This window comes from Streptomyces sp. NPDC089919 (assembly GCF_040684615.1).
GTDB lineage: Bacteria > Actinomycetota > Actinomycetes > Streptomycetales > Streptomycetaceae > Streptomyces.
The window spans coordinates 1-6,255 of sequence record NZ_JBFBGK010000195.1; the positions used below are offsets into that span (position 1 = coordinate 1).

6 protein-coding genes are annotated in these 6,255 nt (G+C 73.3%); 3 read left to right on the top strand and 3 right to left on the bottom strand.

The window, feature by feature from the left end; translation table 11 throughout:
* Positions 1 to 131 precede the first annotated feature (131 nt).
* The 3 genes from AB0O40_RS37230 to AB0O40_RS37240 all read right to left on the bottom strand — a co-directional run bounded on the left by AB0O40_RS37230 (position 132) and on the right by AB0O40_RS37240 (position 2,180).
* Entirely contained in the window at positions 132 to 533 is a 402-nt protein-coding gene (locus AB0O40_RS37230; RefSeq protein ID WP_365050610.1) for a DUF3040 domain-containing protein, read from the bottom strand.
* Positions 534 to 803: 270 nt separating this feature from the next.
* Positions 804 to 1,565, bottom strand: coding sequence for a methyltransferase (locus AB0O40_RS37235; protein WP_365050611.1), 762 nt, complete (start codon positions 1,563 to 1,565; stop codon positions 804 to 806).
* Positions 1,566 to 1,700: 135 nt separating this feature from the next.
* Entirely contained in the window at positions 1,701 to 2,180 is a 480-nt protein-coding gene (locus AB0O40_RS37240) for an SAV_6107 family HEPN domain-containing protein (RefSeq protein WP_365050613.1), read from the bottom strand.
* Positions 2,181 to 2,383: 203 nt separating this feature from the next.
* On the opposite strand from AB0O40_RS37240, the gene AB0O40_RS37245 reads away from it, so the two are divergent.
* From AB0O40_RS37245 to AB0O40_RS37255, 3 genes are read left to right on the top strand one after another with little or no spacing between them, the layout of a single operon-like run.
* On the top strand, positions 2,384 to 3,271 hold the full coding sequence (locus tag AB0O40_RS37245) for an ATP-binding cassette domain-containing protein (RefSeq protein ID WP_365050615.1): 888 nt from the start codon (positions 2,384 to 2,386) through the stop codon (positions 3,269 to 3,271).
* A complete protein-coding gene (locus AB0O40_RS37250) occupies positions 3,243 to 5,327 on the top strand; it encodes a YhgE/Pip domain-containing protein (protein ID WP_365050617.1) in 2,085 nt (694 codons plus the stop codon). Before AB0O40_RS37245 ends, AB0O40_RS37250 begins: the two co-directional genes overlap by 29 nt.
* An 11-nt stretch (positions 5,328 to 5,338) precedes the next feature.
* Positions 5,339 to 5,962: a TetR/AcrR family transcriptional regulator gene (locus tag AB0O40_RS37255; protein WP_365050618.1), complete on the top strand. Its 624-nt coding sequence runs from the start codon at positions 5,339 to 5,341 to the stop codon at positions 5,960 to 5,962.
* Positions 5,963 to 6,255 lie beyond the last annotated feature (293 nt).

Consider the following 6,255-nt stretch of genomic DNA (forward strand, 5'->3'; position numbering starts at 1 on the left):
CTTCTAGATCTCTCACCTGTCCTATACTGTGTCCGGGCGGCGGCGGGCCGCCCCCGCCCCGGCCGGGGGGCCCCGCCCCCCCCGCCCCCCACCCCTCGGGTGCGTCTGCGGTGGGGCCTGGGCCCCCGGGGTCACTGCCCCTGTTCGTCGCGGCGCTTCTGCCACCGCGCTTCGATGCGGTTCATCATGGAGCGGCGCTGCCGGTTGTGGCCGCGGGAGTGCCCGCCGGCCGAGCCGGACAGGGGCTGCTCACCCGGCTTGGGGGCCTTGCGCCAACCGGTGACGGCGAGCACCGCACAGCCCAGCATGACGAGGAACCCCACCACGCTGATCCACAGCAGGTCGGGTGCGACCATTCCGGTCATGAGGAGCGCGATACCCACCAGAAAGCCTGCGACTGCCTGGTAGACCCGACGTCGGGTGTACGTACGCAGCCCGCTTCCCTCAAGCGCTGTCGCGAACTTGGGATCTTCGGCGTACAGCGCTCGCTCCATCTGCTCGAGCATTCGCTGCTCGTGCTCCGAGAGCGGCACGGGAGTCCTCCTCATCCGTCGGTCGCGGGGGTGGCGACCGGGGGTCCCCTTCAGGATAGGCAGGGAATCGCCCCCGTGAAACCCGCCCCTCTCACGCCATGTCTTCGAAATGGGTGCTGCGCGAAAAACCGTACCGTCGTCCGGGCGGTCATTGAGGCGCTTATTCCCCAAGGACTGCCCCGCCATGCGGGACGGCGTCTCCTGATCATACGGTCACAGGGGCCGGAACGGAGGGTCTGTGGTGCACTCCATCCGCGGCTGCTCCGCAGATCAGGCGGCATCCGCCTTCGCGCCCAGCACGTGCAGCTGGGTGGCCACCGCGTGGAAGGCCGGCAGCTGGGCCGCGGCCTCCTCCAGCTTGAGCAGGGCCTCGACGGCTCCCGGCTCGGTGTCCACCAGGACTCCGGGGACCAGGTCGGCGAAGACCCTGATGCCCTGGACCGCGCCCACCGCCAGCCCCGCGTCCCCCACGAGGGCCGACAGCTGCTCGGCGGTGAAGCGCCGCGGCACCGGATCCCCGCCGCCCCAGCGGCCCGCCGGGTCGGTCAGCGCGGTCCGGGCCTCGGTGAAGTGGCCGGCCAGGGCGCGGGCCAGGACGGCCCCGCCCAGGCCCGCGGCGAGCAGGCTGAGGGTGCCGCCCGGGCGCAGCGCCGCGACGGCGTTGGCCACGCCCTCGGCCGGGTCGTCGACGTACTCCAGCACGCCGTGGCAGAGCACGACGTCGTAGCCGCCGCGCTCGACCACGTCGAGCAGGCCCTGGGCATCGCCCTGCACTCCGGTCACCAGGTCGGCCACGCCCTCCTCGGCGACCCGCCGCTCCAGCCCGAAGAGGGCGTTGGGGCTGGGGTCGACGACGGTGACGCGGTGGCCGAGCCGGGCGACGGGCACCGCGAACTTGCCGGTGCCGCCGCCGGTGTCGAGCACGTCCAGCCGCCGCCCGGTGGCCTTGGCCCGGTCGTCCAGGACCTCCTTGAGGACGTCCCACACCACGGCGGTACGAAGGGAGGCGCGGGGGCGGGAAGTGTCCGACACGGCTGATGACTCCTCGGCGCGGATCCGCCGCGGGCGGCGGGCTGGGAACGAACGGTGAACGTGCGAACCACCCTATTGCCTCGGGGAGCCGCGCAGGTCATCGCGCGTCCGGACACCTGCGGCGGAGTGCGGCCGCTACCCCGGGACGTCCCCGCGGGGCTCCGGCAGCGGTGTCGGGGCGGGCGCGGGCAGGGCCAGCAGCCGCTCGACGATGCGCAGGAACATCCCCGCCTCGCGCAGCAGGTCGTCCGCGTCCCGGCCGGTGGCGGCGTCGCGTATGCCGGCCTCCGCGCGGGCCCGCCTGGCCGCCCCCGAGGCGAACAGGGCGCTCCACTCGGTCAGTTCCGGGGCGATCTGCGGCAGCAGCTCCCAGGCGCTGCGGATCCGCGGCCGGCGGTGCCGGCTCGGCGGCTCGGGGCGGGCCCGGGCCGCGAGCACGGCGGCCGCGGCGCGCAGGGCGGCGAGGTGGGCGGTGGCGTAGCGGTCGTTGGGGTCGGGGAGGCGGGCGGCTTCGGCGAGGCCGCCGCGCGCCTTGGCGAGCAGGTCGAGGGCCGCGGGCGGTGCCGGGGCGCGGCGGAGGACGGGGTGGACATCTGCGGCTGCGGGTGTGGCCATGACGAACCTCCTGTCTTCACGGACGGCGCTGCCCCGATGCCGGAGCGGCCGTATGCACCCATCGTGAGGGCACCCACTGACAATCGCCCTGACCTGCGGCTTCGTGGGGAGATGGCCTGAATTCGGGGGAGCCGGCGCGGACTTCCGCGGAGCGTGCTAACTTTTTGAACTGACCAGTCAGTTCAAAAAGGGAGGGGGCGGGCGTGGACAGCGCGCTCGGCGCGGCCGTCACGGCCGTGGACTTCGGGATGAAGGGCCCGCGCGGGTGGGTCTTCCAGGACGTGGCCGTCGAGGCCCCGCCCGGCTCGCTCGTGGCGATCGAGGGCCCCTCCGGCACCGGCCGCACCTGCCTCCTGCTGGCGCTCACCGGCCGGATGAAGCCGACCGCCGGCCGCGCGGAGGTCGCCGGACACCCGCTGCCCAAGAAGATGGCAGCGGTCCGCCGGCTCAGCGCGCTGGGCCCGGTGCCGGGCGTCACCGACCTGGACCCGTCCCTGACGGTCGCCGAGCAGCTGCGGGAGCGCGCGCTGCTCCAGCGCCGCTACGACGGCCCGGTGCGGGCCCTGCTGCGGGCCCCGGGCGAGCGGGCGGCGCGTACCGCCCGGCGGATCGACGAGGCCCTGGCGGCCGTCGGCCTGGACACCGGCACCCTGCCCAAGGGCCCCCGCACCTCGGTCCGGGACCTCGAGCGCCTGGAGCAGCTGCGGCTCTCGCTGGCCCTCGCGCTGATCTCCGGCCCCCGCCTGCTGGCCGTGGACGACACCGACCTCAAGCTCTCGGACGCCGAACGCGCCGAGGCCTGGGAGCTGTTGCGGACCCTCGCCGCCCGCGGCACGACCGTGCTCGCCGTCTGCAGCGAGGCCCCCGAGGACGCCCTGGTCATCCGTACCGGCGCGGTCCGCGAGGAGCCGGCCCCCGCCGACGGGCCCGGGTCCGCCGCAGCCACCGAAGCCGACGCCACCGAAGACACCGACGCCACCGAGGCCGCCGACTCCGCAGCCGAAGGCGCCGAAGACGGCGCCGGCGCCGAAGACACCACCACCGCACAGAAGGGGGCGACCGATGCGCTCGCCGAAGCTGGCCGCGCTTGAGCTCAAGCGGTTCGGCAGGGGGAAGCTGCCGCGGGCCGCGCTCGTCGCCCTCCTCCTGCTCCCGCTGCTCTACGGCGCCCTGTACCTCTGCTCGTTCTGGGACCCGTACAGCCGTCTCGACAAGCTCCCCGTGGCCCTGGTCAACGAGGACAAGGGCGCCGAGGTCGGCGGCAAGAAGCTGACCGCCGGCACCGACATCGCCCGCCGGCTGCACGAGAGCAACACCTTCGACTGGCGCGAGGTGAGCGCGACGGAGGCCGCCAAGGGCCTCGAGGACGGCACGTACTACCTGTCGCTCACCATGCCCGCGGACTTCAGCACCCGGCTGGCCTCCAGCTCCGGTGACACCCCGGAGACCGGCGCCCTCCAGGTCCGCACGAACGACGCCAACAACTACATCGTCGGCTCGATCTCCAAGACCGTCTTCTCCGAGGTCCGCGCCTCCGCGTCGAGCAAGACCTCGCGCGGCTTCCTCGACAAGATCTTCATCTCCTTCTCCGACATGCACGACCAGACCGTGAAGGCCGCCGAGGGCGCCGACACGCTCACCGACGGCATCGGGAAGGCGAAGGACGGCGCCGCCGCCCTGGCCAAGGGCCTCGGCGACGCCAAGGACGGCTCCAGCGACCTGGCCGGCGGCCTCAAGCAGCTGGACTCCGCGGCCGGCAAGCTGGAGACCGGCACCCGGCAGATCGCGGGCGGCACCCAGCGGCTGGCGAACAAGGTCAACGGCGTCGCCGACCAGGCCCGTCCGTTCCTCAAGGACAACGTCAAGACCATCGCCGACGCCGCCGAGCTGACCGCCGACACCGCCAAGGTCGTCCGCAACCACCTGGACACCTTCACCAAGGCGGCCCCCCGCGCCGAGCGGGTGGCCAAGCGGGCCTCCGGCACCATCAGCGACGTCTACGCCGACCTGTGCACCGAGGCCGAGAAGCCCAACGCCAAGTGCGGCCGGCTGAAGAAGGCCAAGAACGACGCGGCCGAGGCCGCCGAGCTGGCCACCGACGTCAACACGCTCGTCAAGGACGGCGGCAGCGACATGGACAAGCTGCGCGACCAGCTCTCCGACCTGGAGAAGAAGGCCCGGCTGCTGGTCCGCAAGGCGCCCGGCCTGTCCGGCGACCTCGAAGAGGCCGTCAAGCAGGTCAACGCCCTGAACAACGGCGCCCACCAGGTCGCCACCGGCATGGACAAGCTGCACACCGGCATCACCGCCGCCCACGGCGGCTCGAACGACCTCGACGCCGGCGTCGGCAAGCTCAAGACCGGCGCCACCTCCCTCGACGGCGGCATGTACAAGCTCGTCGACGGCTCCGGCGAGCTGGCCGGCGGCCTCCACAAGGGCGCGGACCAGATCCCCGACTACGACCAGGCCCAGCGCGACCGGCGCACCGAGGTCATGGCCGACCCGGTCCAGCTGGCCGCGAAGTCCCTGCACAAGGCGCCCAACTACGGCACCGGCTTCGCCCCGTACTTCATCCCGCTCTCCCTCTGGGTCGGCGCGATGGTCGCGTACATGCTGATCCAGCCGCTGAACCGGCGGGCGCTGGCCGCCGGCGCCTCCGCCTGGCGCATCGCCTTCGCCGGCTGGCTGCCGGTGGCGGCCCTCGGCGTCCTCCAGGTCTCCGCGCTGATGGCGGTCCTGCACTGGGGACTGGGCCTGGAGATGGCCCGCTCGGCCGGCACCATCGGCTTCCTGGTCCTGGTCACCGCCTGCTTCGCGGCCATGGTGCAGTGGCTCAACGCCCGCTTCGGCGCGGCCGGCCGGATCCTGGTGCTCGCGGTGCTGATGCTCCAGCTGACCTCGGCGGGCGGCACCTACCCCGTCCAGACCAGCCCCGGCTTCTTCAACGCCATCCACCCCTACCTGCCGATGTCGTACATCGTCGACGCGCTGCGCCGGCTCATCACCGGGGGCCCGCTGGACCCGGTCTGGCAGGCCTGCGCGGTCCTGGCGGCCTTCACCGCCGGCGCCCTCGCGCTCACCGCCCTCGCGGCCCGCCGCAAGCAGGTGTGGACCATGGACCGCCTGCACCCGGAGCTGAGCCTGTGAGAATCAGCGCCATGGAAAGCAGCAGCACCAGACGAGCGGCCACCCGCCAGAAGCTGTACGAGGCGGCCGTCACGCTCATCGCCGAACAGGGCTTCTCCGCCACGACGGTGGACGAGATCGCGGAGCGCGCCGGGGTCGCCAAGGGGACCGTCTACTACAACTTCGCCAGCAAAACGGTGCTCTTCGAGGAGCTGCTGCGGCACGGGGTCGGGCTGCTGACCGCCTCGCTGCGGACGGCCGCGGAGGAGACCCGGGAGCGGGGCGGCACCAGCGTCGAGGCGCTGGACGCGATGATCCGGGCCGGCCTGGTCTTCATCGACGCCTATCCGGCCTTCACCCAGCTGTACGTGGCCGAGCTGTGGCGCACCAACCGCAGCTGGCAGCCGACGCTGATGGTCGTGCGGGGCGAGGCGGTCGCGGTGGTCGAGTCGGTGCTGCGGGAGGGCGTCGAGGCGGGGGAGCTGAGCGGCGAGATCGACGTGCAGCTCACGGCGGCGGCGCTGGTGGGGATGGTGCTGGTGGCCGCGCTGGACTGGCAGTCCTTCCAGCGCGAGCGCTCCCTGGACGACGTCCACTCGGCGCTGTCGCTGCTGCTGCGGGGGCGGGTGTCGGGGACCGGGGCCCGGGGGAACTGACCCGGTCGGCGGTCATGCGGGGCGGGTCCTGCCCCGTAGAACTGAGTATCCGTACCTAGACACAGAGATGAGTAGGTACGCGGATGGGCCGCTGCCCGGGTGGACGGGAGAGTGGGCCCAGCGGAAGGGGAGCCCGGTCCGCGCCGCCGGCACGGGGCGGCGGAGCGGCACCGGGCCCTCCTCTGGACCCGTTCGGACGTGTCCCGGCCCCGGCCGGGTGGGCGGGCGGATGCGTGGGTTCGCCCGGCTGCCGGTGGCGATGTCCCAGTTCGGCAGCGTGCTCCTGATCGCCC

Excerpts from the sequence above, each read along its gene's own strand:
- AB0O40_RS37240 (WP_365050613.1), bottom strand. The coding sequence starts at position 2,180 with ATGGCCACACCCGCAGCCGCAGATGTCCACCCCGTCCTCCGCCGCGCC.
- AB0O40_RS37250 (WP_365050617.1), top strand. The coding sequence starts at position 3,243 with ATGCGCTCGCCGAAGCTGGCCGCGCTTGAGCTCAAGCGGTTCGGCAGG.
- AB0O40_RS37255 (WP_365050618.1), top strand. The coding sequence starts at position 5,339 with ATGGAAAGCAGCAGCACCAGACGAGCGGCCACCCGCCAGAAGCTGTAC.